An 18,997-nucleotide genomic window follows, 5' to 3' on the forward strand; every position below is an offset into this window, starting at 1 on the left:
CTCCGCTCCTCAGCCGCCCGGGTCACGCGTCGCTCCCCCGTGCGTAGCGGCCGGCCAGGACACCGAGCCCGCCGACGACGACCACGACCCAGACGAACCACGCCAGCAGCCCCGGATCCCCCAGCCCGCCGCCGACGAACGTGGTGGCCAGCCGGATCGGTCCGCTGGAGGGGTCCAGCGAGAACGGCCACTCGTCACCGGTGACCGCCGCCACGACCCCCGTCAGCGCCGGCCCCACCAGGACGACCGCCAGGTAGCCGCCGACGGCGAACACCCGCCGCGAGGTCAGCGAGCCGATCGCCAGCCCCAGGCTGGTGTGGAACAGCACCACCAGCGCCGCGGCCGCCACGATCCGCGGCAGGTCGCCGACGTTGTCGGCGAACCACGCGCCGGGCGCGTCGGCCGTGGCGATGGAGCCGACGAACAGCACGAGCATCGGCCCCAGGACGATGATCGCCAGCAGCGCGGCCGCCGCGAGGAACACGCCGAGCACGTACTCGAACCAGGACAGCGCCGTCGCGAAGTACAGCGACAGGACCCGGTCGCGCCGGTCCCGGGTGAGCATCGAGGGGACGGAGGTGGCCACGAACGCCAGCAGCACCACCGAGTTCGTCGTCAGCAGCTGCGGGTAGTCGATGAGGTCGGTGGGTTGCACCTGCACCGCCGGGACCAGCAGCGGCACCGCGACGACGGCCAGCGCCGGCAGGTACGCCACCGCCAGCAGCAGGAACGGCCAGACCTTCGCGCCGGCGCTGCGCCGCAACCCCAACGGCCGGCGCACCCCGCTGGCGACGAAACTGCCCACCGCGCTGCGCCGGGGCCGCAGGGCCCCGGTGAACCGTGAGTACCTGATGTCGTGCAGGACGGCCCGCGGCGCGCCCCCGCTCACCCCGCTCACCGGGCACCCCCCGCCATCGCGTCGACCACGACGTCCTCCAGTCCTCGGGCCGCGGGGGCCAGCCGTTCGATCCCCACGGAACGTTCGATGGCCAGGTCGCGCACGACGTCCAGTGCGCCGTCCGGGCTGGAACTCAGGCTGATGTCCCCGGCGGCGGTCGGCGCGATCGAGACGCCCAGCACGGCCAGCCGGGGTTCCAGCGCGGCGGCGAAACCGGCCACGTCCCCGGAGACCCGCAGTTCGGCCGGGCCGGACGGGTCGTGCCCCACCGCCACGGGGCGTTGCGCCGCAAGCGTTCCCGACCGCAGAACGACGACCTCGTCGCACGTGCGCTCGATGTCGTCCAGGACGTGCGAACTGGCGATGACCCGGATGCCCAGTTCGGTCGAGAGCCGGCGCACGATCGCCAGCATCTCCTCGCGGCCGGCCGGGTCGAGACCGGAGGTCGGCTCGTCCAGCAGGACCAGGTCCGGTCCGTGCACGAGGGCCTGAGCCAGTTTCGTGCGCTGCTGCATGCCCAGGGAGTACGAGCCGACCGGGCGGCGACGTTCCTCCTCCAGACCCACCGCGAACAGCACCTCGCTGGTCCGGCGCACGGCGTCCCGCCGCCCCAGGCCGCGCATGCGGGCCAGCGAGACGCACACGTCCTGCGCGGACATGTCCGCCGGCAGGCACGGGTGCTCGGGCATGAAACCCACCCGGCGGCGGACCTCGGACCGGTCGCGGACCGTGTCGAGGCCCAGGACGCGCAACGTGCCGCTGTCGGGCCGGGTCAGGCCGAGCGCCGTGCGCAGCAGGGTCGACTTGCCCGCCCCGTTGGCGCCGAGCAGGCCGGTGGCGGGGGCGGTCAGCGTCATCGTCAGGCCGTCGAGGGCCTGCACGGTGCCGAACCGCTTCCCGACGTCGAGACACTCCAGTCCCGCAGGTTCACTCACCCTCCTACTAGAGCACTCACAGCACCCCGCTGCGTCCCCCCTTCGACGCGCGGCACGTCAATCCTTCGGGAACCATCACGAGGTGATCACCTCTCGTCACACCGTCGCGGACGTGGTCGTCGTCGGTTCCGGATCGGGCGGGAAGATGGTGGCCCAGCAGCTCGCGCGGGCCGGCCGCCGCGTCGCCCTCGTCGAACGCGGGTTCGTCGGCGGGTTCTGCCCCTTCCTGGCGTGCGTCCCCGCCAAGTCCCTGCTGCTGTCGGCGCGCGCCGGGCTGTCCTGGGTCGCCGCCCGAGCCGTCCGCGACGCCGCGGCCTCCGGGCGCGACGACTCCGCCGCGGCCGCCGAACTCACCGCCGACGGCGTGCTGGTGCTGCGCGGGGCCGCGCGGACCGTCGCCCCCGGCCGGGTGGAGCTGGACGAGCACGTCGTCGAGGCGCCGGCCGTGGTCGTCGGGACCGGCAGCGCACCCGTGCGCCCGGACCTGCCGGGCCTGGCCGGCGCCGCGACGTGGACGTCGGAGGAGGCGCTGGCGAGCGAGGAGCTCCCCCACCGGCTCGTCGTGCTCGGCGGCGGGCCGGTGGCGTGCGAGCTCGCCCAGGCCTACCGCGGCCTCGGCAGCGAGGTCGCGCTCGTCCAGCGCGGCGAGCACCTGCTGTCCGGGGAGCCGTCGTGGGTGGGGGGCGTGCTCGCCGCGGCGCTGGCCGCCGACGGCGTGGACGTGCGCACCGGCGACCCGGCGCGGGAGGTGACGCCGCAGGGCCTGCGGCTGGAGTCCGGCACCACGCTGCCGTTCGACCGGCTGCTGCTGGCGACCGGCCGTGCCCCGGTGACCGCCGGCCTCGGGCTCGACGAGTGGCTCACCGGCTCCGGCGCCCTGCGCACCGACGCCCGGTGCCGGGTCACCGACGCCGGTGGGGCACCGGTCGAGGGGTTGTTCGCCGTCGGCGACGTCACCGGCGTCGCCGACTACACCCACACCGCCAACCACCAGGCCCGCACGGTCGTCGGGGAACTCCTGGGCCGTGGCCGCGACGCCGACTACTCGGCGATCCCCCGCGCCGTCTACACCGACCCCACCGTGTTCTGCGTGGGCGTCACCGCCGGCGTCCCGGGCGGCCGGTCGGCCCGGTTCGAGGTCGGCGACGTCGAACGCGCCGACCTCGTGCGGCTCTCGCGCCGCCGCGAGGTCACCGGCGGCGTGGAGTTGTTCGCCGACGCCGGCGGAGTTCTCGTCGGCGCCGCCTGCGTCGGGCCGGACGCCGACTCCTGGGGCTCGGAACTGGCGCTCGCCGTCCGCGCCCGCCTCGACGTCGACCTGCTGTGGCACCACGTGCGGGCGTTCCCGACGTGGTCGGAGGCGGTCTTCCCGGCGTTGGAGGAGTTGCGGGGCTGAGGCCGGGGACGACCGCGGGGCTCAGGCCCCGTAGACCGCCACGACGGGGGCGTGGTCGGAGAACCGCTCGGCGTAGCTGGCGGCCCGGTCGGTCTCGACCGACGTCAGCCGCTCCCCCAGCCCGGGCGTGACGAGCTGGTAGTCGATGCGCCAGCCGGTGTCACGGTCGAAGGCCTGCCCCCGCCAGCTCCACCAGGCGTAGGGCCCGTCGACGTCCCCGGCGACCTGGCGCTGGGTGTCGACCCAGCCGAGCTCGTCGAACCAGTGGTCGAAGTGCGCCCGTTCGTCCTCGAGGAAACCCGCCTTGCCCCGGTTCCCCTTCCAGTTCTTGATGTCGCGTTCGGTGTGCCCGATGTTCAGGTCCCCCGCGACGAGGGCTTCGCGGCCGGTGTCCTGGGCGGTCTTGCCGAGTTCGGCCAGCCGCACGTCCATGGCGTTCAGGAACCGGTACTTGTCGTCCTGCTGCGGCGTGCCGACCTCGCCGGAGTGGACGTAGGCGCTGACGAACGTCATCGGCCCCACGGCGGTGTCGACGTCGACCTCGACCCAGCGCCCGGAGGTCTCGAAGTGGGGGTCGTGGGCGAACCCGATGCGGACGGCGGTGAACTCGTCCTTCGTCGCGACGGCGACCCCGGCGCGGCCCTTGGCGGCGGCCTCGGTGTGCGCGACGTGCCGGTAACCCGGCAGCGCCTTGCGCAGTTCCTCGTCGGGTGCGCGGACCTCCTGCAGCAGCAGGACGTCGGGGTCGCGCGATTCCAGCCACGGGTGCATCCCGCGCCGGACGGCGGCGCGGACCCCGTTGACGTTGACGGTCGCGACGACGAGCTGCTTCTCCTGGCCAGGCACCCGCGGGACGCTACCCGACGCTCCTGACACCGCGAACCACTCGCCCGCTGGTGATCGTGCACGACCGTGTCCGCGGTCAGCCGCGGTTCACGACCACGGGTCGTGCACGATCACCAGCGGGGTGGCGTGTCAGCGCAGGCCGGCGGCCCGTTCGGCCGACTCGACCACGTTGGTCAGCAGCAGCGCGCGGGTCATCGGCCCGACCCCGCCGGGGTTCGGCGCCACGAACCCGGCCACCTCGGCGACGTCGAGTGCGACGTCACCGGTGAGCTGGTTCTTGCCGGTCTCGGGGTTGAGCACCCGGGACACCCCGACGTCGAGGACGGCGGCGCCCGGCTTCACCAGGTCGCGCGTCACCAGTCCGGGAACCCCGGCCGCGGCGACGATGACGTCGGCCCGCTTCAGGTGCGAGGCCAGGTCACGGGTTCCGGTGTGGCACAACGTGACCGTCGCGTTGGGGTGGCGGCGGGTCAGCAGCAGCCCGATGGGCCGCCCGACCGTCACCCCGCGGCCCACGACGACGACCTCGGCCCCGTCGAGCGGGACGTCGTGGCGCAGCAGCAGGTCGATGACCCCGCGCGGGGTGCACGGCAGCGGGGAGGTGATCTCCTCGCGCACCCGCAGCACCAGCCGGCCCAGGTTCGTCGGGTGCAGCCCGTCGGCGTCCTTGTCCGGGTCCACCATCTCCAGGACCCGGTTGGCGTCGACGCCCTTCGGCAGCGGCAGCTGGACGATGAACCCGGTGCAGGCCGGGTCGGCGTTCAGCTGGGCGATCTCGGACTCGATCTCGCCCTGCGTCGCGGTCGCCGGCAGTTCCACCTGGATCGAGGCGATGCCCACCTCGGCGCAGTCGCGGTGCTTGCCGCGCACGTAGCTGGCCGAGCCCGGGTCGTCGCCGACCAGGACGGTGCCCAGCCCCGGGACGACGCCGTGCTCGCGCAGCCTCGCGACGCGCTCGGCCAGGTCGGCCTTCACGGCCGCCGCGGCGGCCCTGCCGTCGAGGACGGTGGCGCTCATGCGAACGTCTGCGCGTTCGGGTACAGCGGGAACTGCGCCGTCAGCTTCGCCACCCGGGCGCGCAGGGCCTCGGCGTCGAACTCGGGCTTCAGGGCCAGGGCGATGACGTCGGCGACCTCGGTGAACTCGGCGGCGCCGAAACCGCGGGTGGCCAGCGCCGGGGTGCCGATCCGCAGCCCCGAGGTGACCATCGGCGGGCGCGGGTCGAACGGCACGGCGTTGCGGTTGACCGTGATGCCGACCTCGTGCAGCCGGTCCTCGGCCTGCTTGCCGTCCAGCGCGGAGTCGCGCAGGTCCACCAGGACCAGGTGCACGTCGGTGCCGCCGGTCAGGACCGAGACGCCGGCCTCCTTGGCGTCGGGGGCGGTGAGGCGCTCGGCGACGATCTGCGCGCCCTCGAGGGTGCGGCGCTGACGCTCGGCGAACTCCTCGGAGCCGGCGACCTTGAACGCCACGGCCTTGGCCGCCACGACGTGCATGAGCGGGCCGCCCTGCTGACCCGGGAACACCGCGGAGTCGACCTTCTTGGCGAACTCCTCCCTGGTGAGGATGAGCCCGGAACGCGGACCGGCCAGCGTCTTGTGCACCGTGGAGGTGACCACGTGCGCGTGCGGGACCGGCGAGGGGTGCAGCCCGGCGGCGACCAGACCCGCGAAGTGGGCCATGTCGACCATGAGGTGCGCGCCGACCTCGTCGGCGATGGAGCGGAACGCGGCGAAGTCGAGCTGGCGCGGGTACGCCGACCAGCCGGCGATGATCAGCTTGGGGCGGGCCTCGAGCGCGACGGCGCGCACGACGTCCATGTCGACGCGGAACGTCTGCGGGTCCACCCCGTAGGCGGACACGTCGTACATCCGGCCGGAGAAGTTGATCTTCATGCCGTGCGTGAGGTGACCGCCGTGGGCCAGTTCCAGGCCCAGGATGCCGTCGCCGCCGCGGATGAAGGCGTGCATGGCGGCCGCGTTGGCGCTGGCGCCGGAGTGCGGCTGGACGTTGGCGTGCTCGGCGCCGAAGAGCTCCTTGGCGCGCGTGCGGGCCAGCTCCTCGGCGACGTCGACGTGCTCGCAGCCGCCGTAGTAGCGCTTGCCGGGGTACCCCTCGGCGTACTTGTTGGTCAGGACCGAGCCCTGGGCCTCGAGCACGGACCGCGGCGCGAAGTTCTCGCTGGCGATCATCTCCAGGGTGTCGCGCTGACGGCCGAGTTCGGCGTCGAGCACGGCGGCGATCTCGGGGTCGACCTCGGACAGGGGCCGGTCGGTCACGCCCGAGGTGGTGGTCTGGACGTCGGTCACGTTCGCTCCTCGTACGGCGGCGGTGGTGGCGACGCGGAGCCCAGGCGGACGACCCCGTGAACGGCGGACCCCCGCGGTCGAGGACCCGTTGCCGCTCCCCGGTGGTACCCCACCTTCACGCCAGTCGCGGCGCGGCCAGGGTAGCCCAGGACGCGGCCGCCGATCCACGCGTCAGCGGGCGATGGCCGCGTCCAGGACGGTGCGCATCTTGGCCGCGGTCTCGGCCACCTCCAGGTCGGGGTCGGATCCCTCGACGATCCCGGCGCCGGCGAAGATCCGCAGCGACCGCCCGCTGACCTCGGCGCAGCGCACGGCCACGACCCACTCGCCGTCGCCGTGCACGTCCTGCCAGCCGACGGCCCCGGCGTAGCAGCCGCGGTCCAGGCCCTCGACCTCGGCGATGACCTTCAGCGCGGCCTCGCGCGGGGACCCGCCGACGGCCGGTGTCGGGTGCAGCGCGGCGACCAGGTCGACCGAGGTGGTGTCGGTGTCGTTGAGCAGCGCCGTGATGCGGGTGGCCAGGTGCCACACCGCCGGGGTCGCGACGAGCTCGGGCTCGGGGGCGTTGACGGTGCGGCAGAAGGGTGACAGCGCCTCGACCACGGCCTCGACCACGTACTTGTGCTCGCGGCGGTCCTTCTCGGAGGCCATCAGCGCGTCGGCCCGGCGCATGTCCTCGTCCGGCTCGGGCGAGCGCGGGATGGACCCGGCCAGCGGCCGCAGCAGGACGCTGGGGCCGCGGCGGCGCAGGAGCAGCTCCGGGCTCGCCCCGACCAGCCACCGCGCGTGCGGGTCGGCGGGGTCGTCCAGCGGGACGGCCAGCGCCGTGGCGCCGGGGTTGCGGGCCACCAGGGAGGCGACCAGCTCGGGCACCGACCAGTCGGCGAGGGCCTCCAGCTGCAGCGTGCGGGCCAGGACGACCTTGTGGGCCTGCCCGGCGCGGATGCGCGTCAGCGCGGCGCGGACGCTGTCGGCGTAGCCCTCCGGCGGGGGCACGGGCCGGCTGCGTTCCACCGTGACCTGCCCGCGCGAGCCGGTCGGCGGCAGCTGCAGCGGCCCCGGGACGGTCTCGGACCGGCCCAGCCGCAGTGCCCCCGGACCGGACAGGTCGAAGGGGACGGCGCCGGCGGCGATGACCCCGCGCTCGACCCCGTCGAGGACGTCGGTGGTGCGGCGCAGCTGCTCCAGCCCCGACCCCCCGGGCACGAGCGGTCGCGGGCCCGTCTGGACGAGGGTGGACTTCTCACCGGAGAAGACGGTCGCGCCCGCTCGCACGGCGAGGGCCACCGCCTCGGGTTCTGACACCTCTTCAGCCTAGGCTCCGTCGTGTGAGTACGCGCCCGAGGGTCCTGACCCTTTCCTGCCCCGACCGTCCCGGCATCGTGCACGCCGTGACGGGAGCTCTCGTCGCCCTCGACGCGAACATCACCGAGAGCCAGCAGTTCGGCGACCCGGACACCGGGTTGTTCAGCATGCGCGTCGCCTTCGACGCCACCGCGAGCGACGAGGCGCTGCGCGCCAACCTGGAGGTCGTGGCCACCCGGTTCGACCTGACCTGGAAGCTGTCGGCGGCCGACGAGCCGATGCGCACGCTGGTGATGTGCTCCAAGCAGGGCCACTGCCTGAACGACCTGCTGTTCCGGCACCGTTCGGGGGGCCTGCCCGTCGACATCGCCGCCGTGGTGTCCAACCACACCGACCTGCAGCCCCTCGCCGAGTTCTACGGCATCCCCTTCGTGCACGTGCCCGTCGTCACCGGCGACGCCGACTCGAAGAAGGCCGGCGAGGCGCGGCTGCTCGAACTCGTCGACGACCTCCAGGTCGAACTCGTCGTCCTGGCCCGGTACATGCAGATCCTGTCGGACGAGCTGTGCCGCAACCTGTCGGGCCGCGCCATCAACATCCACCACTCGTTCCTGCCCAGTTTCAAGGGGGCGAAGCCGTACCACCAGGCGCACGCGCGCGGCGTGAAGATCATCGGCGCGACGGCCCACTACGTGACGGCCGACCTGGACGAGGGGCCGATCATCGAGCAGGAGATCGAGCGCGTCGACCACCGGCACACCCCCGCCGAACTGGTGCGCCTGGGCCAGGACGTGGAGGCCCGGACGCTGGCCCGTGCGGTGCGCTGGCACGCCGAGCAGCGGGTGCTGCTGGACGGCAACCGCACGGTCGTCTTCCGCTGAGTCAGCGGTCGCGGCCACCGAACCGGAAGGGGATGGGGATGCCGCCCAGGCAGCAGAACCCCTGCACCTCCAGGGGCGACAGCAGCGCCACGGCGCGGTAGCAGGCCAGGAACCGCACCGCGCTGGGCGCGACCGCGCGCAGCACGCCCCGGCGGCGCACCTGCTCGCGCACGGCGGCCGAGCAGGAGTCGCCGCCGTGGGCCAGCCGGTGCGCGCAGGAGTAGCCCTTGCGGGGTGAGAGCGTGCGCTGGTAGCGCGCGATGGCCCGGTCGACGAGCGAGGCGGCGAGGCCGTGTGGGGTACCCATGGGACGACGCTAGGCGCCGGATCGGCTCACAGCCACCCGCGGCGCCGGAAGACGACGAACAGCACGACGCTGCTGGCCAGCATGAGCAGGAGCGCCAGCCAGAAGCCCCAGGCGTCGTCGGTGCCCGGCAGGTGCGCGAAGTTCATGCCGTAGACGGCGCCCACCAGGCTCGGGGCGAAGAGGATCGCCGCCCAGGAGGAGATCTTCTTGACCTCCTCGCTCTGCGCGAAGCTGGCCTCGGTCAGCGCCCGCATCTCCTCGTTCTGCCGCTGGCCGACGAGGGTGGCGTTGACGGTGAGGATGTCGCGCAGCTGGTTGCGGTAGTTCTCGATGCGCTCCACGGCGAGGGTCACGTGGTCGGCGACGTCCCGCAGGTAGCGCTGCAGCTCCTCGTCGACGCGGTACTTCTGGAAACCCCCGGTGAGCCCGGTGAGGATCGTGGTCAGCGGGGTCACGGCGCGCTGGAAGTCCGCGACCTCCTGGGACAGCTCGTAGATGCGCCGGGACACCGTCGGGTCGCCGCTGAAGACCTCGGTCTCGATCTCGTCGATGTCGTTCTCCAGGCCCCTCAGCACCGGCCCGTAGCCGTCGACGACGGCGTCCAGGATGGCGTAGAGGATCGCCTCGGTGCCCAGGGCCAGGAGTTCGGGGTCGGCCTCCATGCGCCGCCGGACCGCGGACAGGTCCGGGGACTCGGCGTGCCGCACCGTGATGACGAAGTCGTGCCCGAGGAACAGGTGCAGTTCCCCGAACTCCACCTCCTCGCGGTCGTCGACGTAGCGGGCGGCGCGCAGGACGACGAAGAGGGTCTCGCCGTAGCGTTCCAGCTTGGGCCGCTGGTGGGCCAGCACGGCGTCCTCGACGGCCAGTTCGTGCAGGTCGAACTCGGCGGCCAGGGTGTTCAGCTCCGGCTCGGCCGGGCGGTACAACCCCATCCAGGCGATGCGGCCGCCGTCCTCGCGCAGCCGCGCGACCGTCCCGGCCAGGTCGGTCGGGGAGGCGATGCGCCGGCCCCGCTCGTAGACCCCGCTGTCGACCAGGCTGGTGCCGCGGGCGATCGGCTCGGAGGGGATGGCACCGTCCCGGGCGAGGTTGCGGGAGGGGACCATGCCGCGCCGTCCCATCGACGGCAGCGGCAGTCGACGTCGGGGCATGGCGGTCCTCCTCGGGGTCCTCGGGCTCTCGGTGGGTGCACCGTGCGGCAGCCCAGTGTGCCGCCTGCCCGGCTCGCCGGACGCCGGACGCCCTCCGAAGGGCGCAACGGCCGCGTCGGCAGCAGGCTGGGCGGCACGCTCGATCGAGGAGGCAGGTCATGAGGTACCGGGACGACGCCAGCCTGGACCCCGGCGGTGTCCAGGACCGCCGCGGCGGTGGCGGCGGCAGGGCCGTCGCGGTGGGTGGTGGTGGGCTCGGGATCGTCGGGCTGCTGATCGTGGTGCTGTTCCAGGTGCTGGGCGGTGGAGGCGGTGACAGTACCGGTGCGGGGGTGCAGGGCTCGGTGTTCGACCAGCTGGGCTCCTCCGGCGGGACGGCCGACAACACCGAGCTGGCCCGGTCCTGCCGCACCGGCGCCGACGCGAACGCGCGCGCCGAGTGCGCCGTCGTGGCCGACATCGAGTCGATCCAGGACTACTGGACCGGCGTCCTGGGGCAGGACTACGTGCCGACCGACACCGTGTACTTCGCCGGCGCGACGCAGACCGGTTGCGGCGCAGCGTCCTCGGGCACCGGGCCGTTCTACTGCCCGGCCGATGGGCTGGTCTACCTGGACCTGTCGTTCTTCGACGAGCTGCGGACCCGGTTCGGTGCCGAGGGCGGCACCTTCGTCGACGCGTACGTCATCGCCCACGAGTACGGCCACCACGTGCAGCACCTGCTCGGCATCTCCGACCAGGTCCAGGCCGGCGTCGCGGGGCCGGAGTCGGGCAGCGTCCGGCTGGAGCTGCAGGCCGACTGCTTCGCCGGGACGTGGGCCAACCACGCCACGACGGTGCCGGACGACTCCGGCGCCCCGCTGATCGCCGAGCTGACCGACGACGACGTCGCCCGCGCCCTGGACGCGGCCGGGCGCATCGGCGACGACTTCATCCAGACCGAACTGGGCGGCGGGTCCACCGACCCCAGCAGCTACACGCACGGCACGTCCGAGCAGCGGCAGCAGTGGTTCACGACGGGTCTGCGCACCGGCGACCCGGCGCAGTGCGACACCTTCGCGGCCGCCGACCTGGGCTGAGGCGGCCCGGCCGTGCTTGACCACCGGAGTGCTCGACCACGGCGGCCTGCCCCGGCCACCCCTCGGTGATCGAACACTCCGGTGATCGAGCACTCCAGTGGGACAGCCTGCCCTGCAACGGGTCGGCGAGATCGGGTCGCGGTGCCCCGGGGGACGCGGAAGGGCTCGCCGCCCCCCCCGAGGACGATGACCGTCCTCGGGGAGGCGACGAGCCCCCAGGAGATGCGGCGCGTCAGGCCAGACGCGCGGCCAGGTTCTCGTCGAGGGTCGCGAGGAACTCCTCGGTCGTCTGCCAGGCCTGGTCGGGCCCGACGAGCAGCGCGAGGTCCTTGGTCATCTTGCCGCTCTCGACGGTCTTGATGACGACGTCCTCGAGGCTCTCGGCGAAGCCGATCAGCTCCGGGGTCGAGTCGAGCTTGCCGCGGTGCGCGAGGCCGCGCGTCCAGGCGTAGATCGACGCGATCGGGTTGGTCGAGGTCGGCTTGCCCTGCTGGTGCTGGCGGTAGTGGCGCGTCACGGTGCCGTGCGCGGCCTCCGCCTCCACGACCGAGCCGTCCGGGGTGGACAGCACCGAGGTCATGAGCCCGAGCGAGCCGAAGCCCTGGGCCACGGTGTCGGACTGGACGTCACCGTCGTAGTTCTTGCAGGCCCAGACGTAACCGCCCTCCCACTTCAGGGACGCGGCGACCATGTCGTCGATGAGGCGGTGCTCGTAGGTGATGCCCGCTTCGGCGAACTTGTCCTTGAACTCGTTCTGGAAGACCTCCTCGAAGATGTCCTTGAAGCGGCCGTCGTAGGCCTTCAGGATCGTGTTCTTCGTCGAGAGGTACACCGGGTAGCCGCGGGCCAGGCCGTAGTTCAGCGAGGCGCGGGCGAAGTCGACGATCGAGCTGTCGAGGTTGTACATCGACAGCGACACACCGGCACCGGGGGCCTGGAAGACCTCGTGCTCGATCGGCTCGCCGCCGTCCTTGGGGGTGAAGGTGACCGTCAGCGTGCCCTCGCCGGGGAACTTGAAGTCGGTCGCGCGGTACTGGTCGCCGTAGGCGTGACGGCCGACGATGATCGGCTTGGTCCAGCCCGGCACCAGGCGCGGGATGTTGCTGATGATGATCGGCTCGCGGAAGATCACGCCGCCGAGGATGTTGCGGATCGTCCCGTTCGGGGACCGCCACATCTTCTTGAGGCCGAACTCCTCCACGCGCGCCTCGTCCGGCGTGATGGTGGCGCACTTCACGCCCACACCGGCCTTCTGGATGGCGTGCGCGGCGTCGATCGTCACCTGGTCGTCGGTGGCGTCGCGGTGCTCGACGCCCAGGTCGTAGTACTCCAGGTCGACGTCGAGGTACGGGTGGATCAGGCGGTCCTTGATGAACTGCCAGATGATCCGGGTCATCTCGTCGCCGTCGAGCTCGACGACCGGTCCCTGAACCTTGATCTTGGCCACGGTGCTGTCCCCTCCGACTCCATCGGCTCTTTCTCGACGTCAAGCTACCGGTCCCGGTGCCGCACGTCTGGGTGCGGGGTGCCCGGAGTCCCGTACGCTGCCGCCCCGTGAGCAGTCTCGAGACACCAGAGCAGCTTGATCCCCGCACCACGGCGGGCCAGCTGGCGGGACTGCACGCCCGGGCCGACGCGGCCGTGCGCGCGGCCGACGAACGGGCCGCGGCCAAGCAGCACCCGCGCGGCAAGAAGACGGCCCGCGAGCGCATCGCCGCCCTGGTCGACGAGGACTCCTTCGTCGAGCGCGGCGGCTTCGTGCGCAGCCGTGCCACGGCCTTCGGGATGGCGTCCAAGCACGTCGACGGCGACGGCGTGGTCACCGGCTACGCGACGGTCGACGGCCGGCCGGTGTGCGTGTACGCCCAGGACTTCACGGCCTTCGGCGGCTCGCTGGGCGAGGAGCACGGCGCCAAGATCGCCGAGCTGCAGGACTTCGCCGCGACGACGGGCTGCCCCGTCATCGGGATCAACGACGGCGGCGGCGCCCGCATCCAGGAGGGGGTCGCCTCCCTCGTGCAGTACGCGCGGATCTTCCGCCGCAACGTCCACGCCTCCGGCGTCGTCCCGCAGATCTCGCTCATCCTGGGCCCCTCGGCCGGCGGTGCGGTCTACTCCCCCGCCCTGACCGACATCACGGTGATGGTCGAGGAGACCTCGCACATGTTCGTCACGGGCCCGGACGTGATCCGCACCGTGACCGGTGAGGACGTCGGCTTCGAGGAGCTCGGCGGCGGACGCACGCACGCCACCCGTTCGGGCGTGGCGCACCACCTCGCCGAGAGCGAGGACGAGGCCATCGCCTACGTGCGCGACCTGCTGTCCTACCTGCCCTCGAACAACCTGTCCGAAGCTCCGCTGCTGCCGGCCGAGCACGTGCGCGACGCGTTCGTCGACTCCGACGACCTGGTCCTGGACTCGATCGTCCCGGACTCGCCCAACCAGCCGTACGACATGACCCGGGTCGTCGCCGCGGTGCTGGACGACGAGGAGTTCCTGCAGGTCCACGAGCTGTTCGCGCCCAACGTCCTCACCGGCTTCGGCCGCGTGGAGGGCCGGCCGGTGGGGATCGTGGCCAACCAGCCCTCGCAGCTGGCCGGGACGCTGGACATCGACGCCTCGGAGAAGGCCGCGCGCTTCGTGCGGCTGTGCGACGCGTTCAACGTCCCGGTGCTGACCTTCGTCGACGTGCCGGGTTTCCTGCCCGGCACCGACCAGGAGTGGAACGGCATCATCCGCCGCGGCGCCAAGCTGCTCTACGCCTACGCCGAGGCGACCGTCCCGCTGGTCACGGTCATCACCCGCAAGGCCTACGGCGGCGCCTACATCGTCATGGGCAGCAAGGAGATGGGCGCCGACGTGTGCCTGGCCTGGCCCAGCGCCCAGATCGCCGTGATGGGCGCTCAGGGCGCGGTGAACATCCTGCAGCGCGCGACGCTGAAGGCCACCGCGGACGCCGGCGAGGACGTCGAGGCCAGGCGCCGCGAACTCGTCGACGAGTACGAGCTGCAGCTGGCGAACCCGTACGTGGCCGCCGAACGCGGTTTCGTCGACGCCGTCATCGCGCCGAGCGAGACGCGGGTGCAGATCGTCAAGGCGTTGCGCGCGCTGGCCACCAAGCGCGCGACGCTGCCGGCCAAGAAGCACGGGAACATCCCGCTGTGATGGGAGGAACGGCGTGAGCGACCACGACGCGCAGGGCATCGGCGAACTGCTGACGGCCCTGCGGATCGAACGCGGCAACCCCGAACCGGAGGAACTGGCGGCGCTGACGGTCGTGCTGACCTCGCGGATGCGGCGCACCCCGCCTCCCGAGGTGGTCCCGGCCCCGCGCTCGCGGTGGTCGGACCGGCGGCACTGCCTCGGTCTGCCGCCGGTTCCCGGGCAGGGTTCCTGGCGGGCCAGCGCGCTGCCCCGCTGAGGGCGCCGGGCGGGTCGGCCGGAGTCGTGTCGGAGGCCTCGCCTACCGTCGTGGACATGGCGTCGAACACCCGCTCGACCACCCCGGGCACCGTGCGGTTCGTGCACACCGCGGACTGGCAGCTGGGCATGACCCGGCACTTCCTCGACGCCGACGCCCAGCCCCGCTACACCTCCGCGCGCATCGACGCGCTGCACCGCATCGCCGGGGTCGCCCGTGAGCACGAGGCCGAGTTCGTCGTGGTCTGCGGGGACGTGCTGGAGTCCAACGCCGTCGGCCCGCGCGTCCTGTCCCGCGCGCTGGAGGCGCTCAAGGCCTTCGAGGTCCCGGTGTACCTGCTGCCCGGCAACCACGACCCGCTCGACGCCGGCTCGCTGCTGGCCTCCGACGCCGTCCGGGGCACCCCGAACGTCCACGTCCTGGACACCGCCGGGCCGGTGCCGGTGCGCGACGGCGTCGAGGTCGTCGCCGCGCCGTGGAGGTCCAAGCACCCCACGCACGACCTCGTCGCGGCGGCCCTGGGCGGGCTGGAGGCCGACGGAACCCTGCGGATCGTCGTCGGCCACGGCGCCGTCGACGAGCTGTCCCCGGACCGGGACGACCCGGCCCGCATCGCGGTGGCGCCGCTGGAGGACGCCGTCGCCGACGGCCGGATCCACTACGTCGCGCTCGGCGACCGGCACTCCACGACGCAGGTCGGCCGCACCGGAGCGCTCTGGTACTCCGGCACCCAGGAGGTCACCGACCGGCTGGAGACCGACCCCGGCAACGTCCTGGTCGTCGAGGTCGGCGGCACGTGCCCGCCCAAGGTCGAACCCGTCCACGTCGGCCGCTGGGCCTTCCCCCACCTGCGCGCCGAGCTCGACTCCGCCGAGGACGTCGAGGCGCTGCGGAACCGGCTGGAGGCGCTGCCGGCCAAGGACCGCACGGTCGTCACCCTCAGCCTGACCGGCACGCTGTCGGTGCGGCAGAAGGCGGTCCTGGACGACCTGCTCGCCGTGCAGGCCGACCTGCTGGCCGGGGTGCAGCACTGGGAACGGCACTCCGACCTGGTCGTGCGCGCCGACGCCGACGAGCTCGCCGACCTCGGCATCGGCGGTTTCGCCGACGCCGCCGTCGAGGAGCTGTCGGCGCTGGCCCAGGGCGACGGGCCCGAGGCCGGCACCGCCCGCGACGCCCTGTCGTTGCTGTTCCGGCTGGCCGGCGGGGCCGCACGGTGAGGGTCCACCGGCTGCTCCTGGAGAACTTCCGCGGCGTCGAGCACCGCGAACTGTCGTTGCCGGACAACGGGATCGTCGTGCTGGAAGGCGCCAACGAGATCGGCAAGTCCTCGATGCTCGAGGCGCTGGACATGGTGCTGACCGAGAAGCACTCCTCGCGCAAGGCCGCGGTGCTCGCGGTCAAACCCGTCCACCGCGACGCCGCCAGCGTGGTCGAGGCCGAGATCAGTTCCGGTCCCTACCGGTTCACGGTGCGCAAGCAGTGGCACAGCCGGCCCGCGACGACGCTGAGCGTCTGCGCCCCGCGGGCCGAGCAGCTCACCGGCGACGAGGCGCACCAGCGGGTCCGGGACATCCTCACCGAGACCCTCGACCAGCACCTGTGGAACGCGCTGCGGATGCTGCAGAACGCCTCCCCGGACGCGACCGCCCTGGGCGGCAGCTCGGCCCTGGCCGCGGCCCTGGACGCGGCCGCCGGCTCGGCCGAACCCGACGGGGACGGAGCGCAGGACCTGTACGCGGCGGCCCGCGAACGGTCCGCGCAGTTCTGGACGGGCACCGGACGCCCGACGGGCCGGCACCGCACGTGCGCCGAGGAGCTCGCCGCGGCCCGGGAGGCGGCCGGCCAGGCCCGGCAGGCCCTCGACCTGCTCGCCGACGACACCGAGCGGCACGCCGACCTCACCCGGCAGCGCGCCGACGTCCAGTCCGCGCTGGAGGAGACGGCCGAGCGCGCGCAGGCGCTGACCGACCTCGTCGCCGACCTCCTGGCCCGCCGCGACCGCCTCGACGCGGTCCGGGAGCAGGCCGCGACGGCGGAGCAGGCGGCCGCCGACGCGCGGAGCGCGCTGGCCGCCCGCCGGCGCGAGGCCGACGACCACGCCCGCCGCACGGCCGCGCTCGAGCGGGACGTGACCCGGATCGGCGCCCTGCGCCCCGCCGTGGACGAGGCCCGGGCGCGCGCCACCGCGGCGGCCACCGGCGCCGAGGAACTCACCGCCGCCCTCGACAGCGCCCAGGAGAGCTCCGACCGGGCCCGGGAGGCGTTGCGCCGCAGCCAGGACCGCGACGCGCTCGGCAAGGTCCGGCGCCGGCTGGCGGCCGTGGCCGCGGCCGCCGAGGAGGTCCGGACGGCCGGCGCGGCCCTGGCGGGGCTCGGGGTCGACGCGACGACGGTCCGGCGCATCGAGGAGGCCGACGACACCCTGCGCCGGTTGCGGGCCCGGGCCGAGGCCGTCGCCGCCCGCGTGGTGGTGGACGCCACCGCCGTCGAGGTCGTCGTCGACGGCACGCCCGTGCCCGCCGGGACGGTCGCCGAGCACTCGGCCACCCGGCCGCTGACAGTGGGCGTCGCCGGTTTCGCCACCGTCCGGGTCCTGCCGGGCGCCGACACTGGCTCGCTGGCCGACGATCTCGACGCGGCGCAGGCCGCGCTGCACGACCTGCTGACCGGGGCCGGGGTCGAGGACGTCGCCACGGCCCGCGCCGCCCACGAGGAGCGGCGGGCCGCCCAGTCCGCGCTGGACCTGGCGCGGGGCCGGTTGACCCACCTGACCGCCGAGGCCGGCCCGGCCGAGCTGCAGGCCGAGGCCGACCGGCTGCTCGCGGACCTGCCGGGGGACGACGAGCACCCGCTGGACCTGCCCGCCGCCCGCGAGGCCGAGCAGGTGGCACGGGAGTCGTTGCAGCGCATCCGGTCGCAGGCCCGGCAGGGGCAGGCGCAGGCCAGCGCCGCCGCCCGGGAGGCCGACCGGCTGGCCGGCGAGCTGGCCGCGCTCGAGGCGGCCCTGCAGGTCGCCCGCACGGAGGCCGCCACCGCCGCCCGGCGCCTCACCGAGGCCCGCGCGACCCGGGACGACGCCGACCTGGAACGCACCGCGCAGGAGGCGCAGGGGGCGGCCGAGCGCACTCGCGCCGAGGTCGCCGCCCTGGAGGCCGACCTCGCCGCGCGCGACGCCGACACCGTGCTCGTGCGCGCGCGCGACGTGCAGGCCGAGCTGACGAGGCTCACCGACCGCCGCGACGCGCTCGACGCCGAGCTGGTGCGCCTGGAGGCGCGGTTGTCCGTCATGGAGGGCGAGGCGCGGCAGGAGGTGTGGGACGAGGCCGAGTCCCGCGTGCAGCGCCTGGCGCAGGAGTTCGAGTCCCTGGCCCGCCGCGCGGCCGCGGCCCGCCTGCTGCACCAGACCCTCGAGAAGCACCGGGACACCCAGCGCCGCCGGTACGTCTCCCCCTTCACCGACCGGCTGGAGGAACTGGGCCGCGCGGTCTACGGCGACACCTTCCGCATCACCCTGGACGACGACCTGCGCATCACCGCCCGCACCCTGCAGGGCCGCACCGTCGCCTACGAGCAGCTCTCGACCGGGGCGCGTGAACAGCTGGCGGTGCTGCTGCGGCTGGCGTGCGCCACGCTCGTCGATCCCGCCGACGGGGTTCCCGTCGTCCTCGACGACGCCCTGGGGCACTCCGATCCCGCACGGCTGCAACGGCTCGCGGCGGTGTTCGAGCACGTCGCCCCCACCAGCCAGGTGCTGCTGCTCGCGCCCGGCCCGGGTGTGCACGGCGCGATCCGGGGCGCCACCGTGGTCCGGCTGGACGAGGCCGTCAGCTCTGCAGCTGCTCCAGCTGCCAGCGCATCCACGGGCTGAACGGCTGCGGGTCGGCGGCGACGAGCGCGCGCAGCCCGGCCAGGTCCACCCACCGGGAGTCGTCGACCTCGTCGGGGTCGAGGTGGAGTTCGCCGGCCAGCCGGGCGCTGAACACCGGGCAGACCTCGTTCTCGACCGTCCCGTCGTCCATCACCGCGCGGTAGCGGAAGTTCGGCAGCAGCGGCTCCACCCCCTCGACGGGGGCGCCGAGTTCCTGCACGGCCCGCCGCACCACGGCGTCGGCGGGTTCCTCCCCCGGCCCCGGGTGACCGCAGAACGAGTTCGTCCACACCCCCGGCCAGGTGCGCTTGACGGCCGCCCGCCGGGTCAGCAGCGTGCGACCGGCGTCGTCCAGGATCCAGCAGGAGAACGCCAGGTGCAGCGGGGTGCTGGTGTGGTGCACGTCGGCCTTGCGCGCCGTTCCGCACGGGGTGCCGTCCTCGGTCAGCAGGACGACCAGCTCGGTGGTCGGGTCGGCAGTGGGCGCGAGAGTCACCTGCGCACCGTAAGCGGTCCCGGGCCTCCCGCGCGCGAGGAACGCCGCGACACCGTCGGCGGTCCCCGGGCGCGGTCGTCGCCGGGCCGGTCCGGGGGC

General features: G+C 73.8%; 17 protein-coding genes and 1 riboswitch. Of the genes, 7 read left to right on the plus strand and 10 right to left on the minus strand.

Annotation, left to right across the window (positions count from 1 at the left end; translation table 11 throughout):
* Positions 1–22 precede the first annotated feature (22 nt).
* Both ACRYR2_RS05915 and ACRYR2_RS05920 read right to left on the minus strand, forming a co-directional pair.
* A complete protein-coding gene (locus ACRYR2_RS05915) occupies positions 23–898 on the minus strand; it encodes a hypothetical protein (protein WP_432561907.1) in 876 nt (291 codons plus the stop codon).
* Entirely contained in the window at positions 895–1,833 is a 939-nt protein-coding gene (locus tag ACRYR2_RS05920) for an ABC transporter ATP-binding protein (protein ID WP_432561908.1), read from the minus strand. The genes ACRYR2_RS05915 and ACRYR2_RS05920 overlap by 4 nt, the downstream gene beginning before the upstream one ends.
* An 82-nt stretch (positions 1,834–1,915) precedes the next feature.
* Here ACRYR2_RS05920 and ACRYR2_RS05925 point away from each other — a divergent pair, with 82 nt between their 5' ends.
* Positions 1,916–3,229: an FAD-dependent oxidoreductase gene (locus tag ACRYR2_RS05925; RefSeq protein WP_432561909.1), complete on the plus strand. Its 1,314-nt coding sequence runs from the start codon at positions 1,916–1,918 to the stop codon at positions 3,227–3,229.
* Between the two features lie 21 nt (positions 3,230–3,250).
* On the opposite strand, the gene ACRYR2_RS05930 is transcribed toward ACRYR2_RS05925, so the two are convergent.
* The 4 genes from ACRYR2_RS05930 to ACRYR2_RS05945 all read right to left on the minus strand — a co-directional run bounded on the left by ACRYR2_RS05930 (position 3,251) and on the right by ACRYR2_RS05945 (position 7,689).
* The gene (locus ACRYR2_RS05930; protein ID WP_432561910.1) at positions 3,251–4,075 is read right to left on the minus strand and encodes an exodeoxyribonuclease III; all 825 of its coding nucleotides are present in this window, start codon (positions 4,073–4,075) and stop codon (positions 3,251–3,253) included.
* A 129-nt stretch (positions 4,076–4,204) separates the two neighbouring features.
* Positions 4,205–5,092 (minus strand): bifunctional methylenetetrahydrofolate dehydrogenase/methenyltetrahydrofolate cyclohydrolase, encoded by an 888-nt coding sequence (locus ACRYR2_RS05935; RefSeq protein ID WP_432561911.1) that lies wholly within the window; start codon positions 5,090–5,092, stop codon positions 4,205–4,207.
* Positions 5,089–6,384: a serine hydroxymethyltransferase gene (glyA, locus tag ACRYR2_RS05940; RefSeq protein ID WP_432561912.1), complete on the minus strand. Its 1,296-nt coding sequence runs from the start codon at positions 6,382–6,384 to the stop codon at positions 5,089–5,091. Before glyA ends, ACRYR2_RS05935 begins: the two co-directional genes overlap by 4 nt.
* Positions 6,385–6,415: 31 nt before the next feature.
* Positions 6,416–6,522: riboswitch (ZMP/ZTP riboswitch) on the minus strand.
* 33 nt (positions 6,523–6,555) lie between these two features.
* Positions 6,556–7,689 (minus strand): isochorismate synthase, encoded by a 1,134-nt coding sequence (locus ACRYR2_RS05945; protein ID WP_432561913.1) that lies wholly within the window; start codon positions 7,687–7,689, stop codon positions 6,556–6,558.
* 23 nt (positions 7,690–7,712) lie between these two features.
* Between ACRYR2_RS05945 and purU the strand changes: the two genes are divergently transcribed.
* Entirely contained in the window at positions 7,713–8,570 is an 858-nt protein-coding gene (gene purU / locus ACRYR2_RS05950) for a formyltetrahydrofolate deformylase (protein ID WP_432561914.1), read from the plus strand.
* A gap of 1 nt (position 8,571) precedes the next feature.
* Here purU and yidD read toward each other — a convergent pair whose 3' ends face one another.
* Both yidD and ACRYR2_RS05960 read right to left on the minus strand, forming a co-directional pair.
* Positions 8,572–8,877 carry a membrane protein insertion efficiency factor YidD gene (gene yidD, locus ACRYR2_RS05955; protein ID WP_432561915.1) on the minus strand — a complete coding sequence of 102 codons (306 nt, stop codon included), beginning with the start codon at positions 8,875–8,877 and terminating at the stop codon, positions 8,572–8,574.
* A gap of 26 nt (positions 8,878–8,903) precedes the next feature.
* Positions 8,904–10,031 carry a magnesium and cobalt transport protein CorA gene (locus ACRYR2_RS05960; RefSeq protein ID WP_432561916.1) on the minus strand — a complete coding sequence of 376 codons (1,128 nt, stop codon included), beginning with the start codon at positions 10,029–10,031 and terminating at the stop codon, positions 8,904–8,906.
* A 158-nt stretch (positions 10,032–10,189) separates the two neighbouring features.
* Here ACRYR2_RS05960 and ypfJ point away from each other — a divergent pair, with 158 nt between their 5' ends.
* Positions 10,190–11,110: a KPN_02809 family neutral zinc metallopeptidase gene (gene ypfJ / locus ACRYR2_RS05965; RefSeq protein ID WP_432561917.1), complete on the plus strand. Its 921-nt coding sequence runs from the start codon at positions 10,190–10,192 to the stop codon at positions 11,108–11,110.
* Positions 11,111–11,342: 232 nt separating this feature from the next.
* Here ypfJ and ACRYR2_RS05970 read toward each other — a convergent pair whose 3' ends face one another.
* Entirely contained in the window at positions 11,343–12,557 is a 1,215-nt protein-coding gene (locus ACRYR2_RS05970; protein WP_432561918.1) for an NADP-dependent isocitrate dehydrogenase, read from the minus strand.
* Positions 12,558–12,664: 107 nt separating this feature from the next.
* Between ACRYR2_RS05970 and ACRYR2_RS05975 the strand changes: the two genes are divergently transcribed.
* The 4 genes from ACRYR2_RS05975 to ACRYR2_RS05990 all read left to right on the plus strand — a co-directional run bounded on the left by ACRYR2_RS05975 (position 12,665) and on the right by ACRYR2_RS05990 (position 18,402).
* Positions 12,665–14,275 carry an acyl-CoA carboxylase subunit beta gene (locus ACRYR2_RS05975; RefSeq protein WP_432561919.1) on the plus strand — a complete coding sequence of 537 codons (1,611 nt, stop codon included), beginning with the start codon at positions 12,665–12,667 and terminating at the stop codon, positions 14,273–14,275.
* 13 nt (positions 14,276–14,288) lie between these two features.
* Entirely contained in the window at positions 14,289–14,531 is a 243-nt protein-coding gene (locus ACRYR2_RS05980) for an acyl-CoA carboxylase subunit epsilon (RefSeq protein ID WP_432561920.1), read from the plus strand.
* 92 nt (positions 14,532–14,623) lie between these two features.
* Positions 14,624–15,751 (plus strand): metallophosphoesterase family protein, encoded by a 1,128-nt coding sequence (locus ACRYR2_RS05985; protein ID WP_432562010.1) that lies wholly within the window; start codon positions 14,624–14,626, stop codon positions 15,749–15,751.
* Positions 15,748–18,402: an AAA family ATPase gene (locus ACRYR2_RS05990; protein ID WP_432561921.1), complete on the plus strand. Its 2,655-nt coding sequence runs from the start codon at positions 15,748–15,750 to the stop codon at positions 18,400–18,402. The genes ACRYR2_RS05985 and ACRYR2_RS05990 overlap by 4 nt, the downstream gene beginning before the upstream one ends.
* On the opposite strand, the gene idi is transcribed toward ACRYR2_RS05990, so the two are convergent.
* Positions 18,359–18,898 (minus strand): isopentenyl-diphosphate Delta-isomerase, encoded by a 540-nt coding sequence (gene idi, locus ACRYR2_RS05995; protein ID WP_432561922.1) that lies wholly within the window; start codon positions 18,896–18,898, stop codon positions 18,359–18,361. The two genes, ACRYR2_RS05990 and idi, sit on opposite strands and share 44 nt — an antisense overlap.
* Positions 18,899–18,997 lie beyond the last annotated feature (99 nt).

Origin of the sequence: Kineococcus deserti (assembly GCF_050871945.1) — a bacterium.
GTDB lineage: Bacteria > Actinomycetota > Actinomycetes > Actinomycetales > Kineococcaceae > Kineococcus.